Below are 1,388 nucleotides of genomic sequence, written 5' to 3' on the forward strand. Positions count from 1 at the left end.
GGTGACGGCTTGGGCTGGTCGCCCTTTGTGGGCCTTCATGACACTGCCGCCCCCGGCTTCCCCGGAACCGTGAAGCGATGACAAAGGGACGCGCGATCGAGCGCCGGTTAGTGACCACTCTGCTGTCGGTTCCCTTGCCTCCGTCTGGCTCCTGCCCTGGACTACACGCAGGAAGGCGACCCGGTTGTCGCAGCAGGATGGGCCACTGTTCTTCGTGGGGATCGACTGGGCGGGGGCTGAGCATGCCGTGTGCGTGCTCGACCACACCGGCAAGAAGATCGCCGCGTTCACCATCGATCACACCGCCGCCGGTTTCGGCCGGCTGGCCGCCAGGCTGGGCAGCCTCGGCCCGGCCGAGCAGATCCCGGTGGCGATCGAGCGCCCGGACGGGCGCCTGGTGGACGCGCTGCTGGAGGCCGGTCACCCGGTGCTGCCGGTCAAACCGAACGCGATCAAGACCTGGCGCGAGGCCGAAGTCCTCTCCGGCGCCAAATCCGACCCCGGCGACGCACACGTGATCGCCGACTACCTGCGAGTGCGGATCCACCGGCTGCGCCCCGCCGCACCGTTGTCCAGTCACACCAAGGCACTGCGCACCGTTGTGCGTACCCGTAGTGATCTTGTCGAGGCCCGTATAGCGGCGACCAACCAGCTCGCCGCATTGCTGGACGCGCACTGGCCAGGCGCCAAGGCCATCTTCGCCAACATCGAGTCCGCGATCGCCCTGGCGTTCCTGACCCGCTATCCCACCGCCGTCTCGGCGGCCTCGTTGACCGAGAAGCAGCTGGCCGCGTTCTGCGCCAAACAAGGCTATTCGGGCAGGAAACCCGCCGCCGTCCTGCTGGCCCGGCTGCGCTCTGCCCCGGCCGGCACGCTCGATCCCGTGGTGTCCACAGGAGTCCAGGACGCCGTGCTCGCCCAGGTCGGCATGCTTACCGCGCTCAATACCGCGATCAAGGCCCTGGACCGCTCCATTGCCGAGAAGATGGACACCCACCCCGACGGCAAGGTCTTCCGATCCTTTCCCCGTGCGGGCACCATCAACGCCGCCCAGATCCTGGCCGAATGGGGCGATTCCCGCGCCGCGTTCGACCACCCCGACGCCATCGCCGCACTGGCCGGGATCACGCCCGTCACCAAAGTCTCCGGCAAACAACGCGGCGTGTCCTTCCGCTGGGCCTGCAACAAACGCCTGCGCCTGGCCATCACCACCTTCGCCGACAACAGCCGCCACTCCAGCCCCTGGGCCGCCGACATCTACAACCGAGCACGCGCCTCCGGCAAGGACCACCCCCACGCCACCCGCATCCTGGCCCGAGCCTGGATCCGTGTCCTCTGGCGCTGCTGGCAAAACCACACGCCCTACGACCCGGCCCTGCACGGCGGCG

1 protein-coding gene is annotated in these 1,388 nt (G+C 68.7%); it reads left to right on the plus strand.

The window, feature by feature from the left end; translation table 11 throughout:
- Window positions 1-253: 253 nt before the first annotated feature.
- Window positions 254-1,388: IS110 family RNA-guided transposase (locus FCN18_RS38900; protein ID WP_267285389.1), on the plus strand; the 1,135-nt coding region annotated here is incomplete at its 3' end.

It is taken from the genome of Prauserella endophytica (assembly GCF_005146945.1).
Classification (GTDB): domain Bacteria; phylum Actinomycetota; class Actinomycetes; order Mycobacteriales; family Pseudonocardiaceae; genus Prauserella_A; species Prauserella_A endophytica.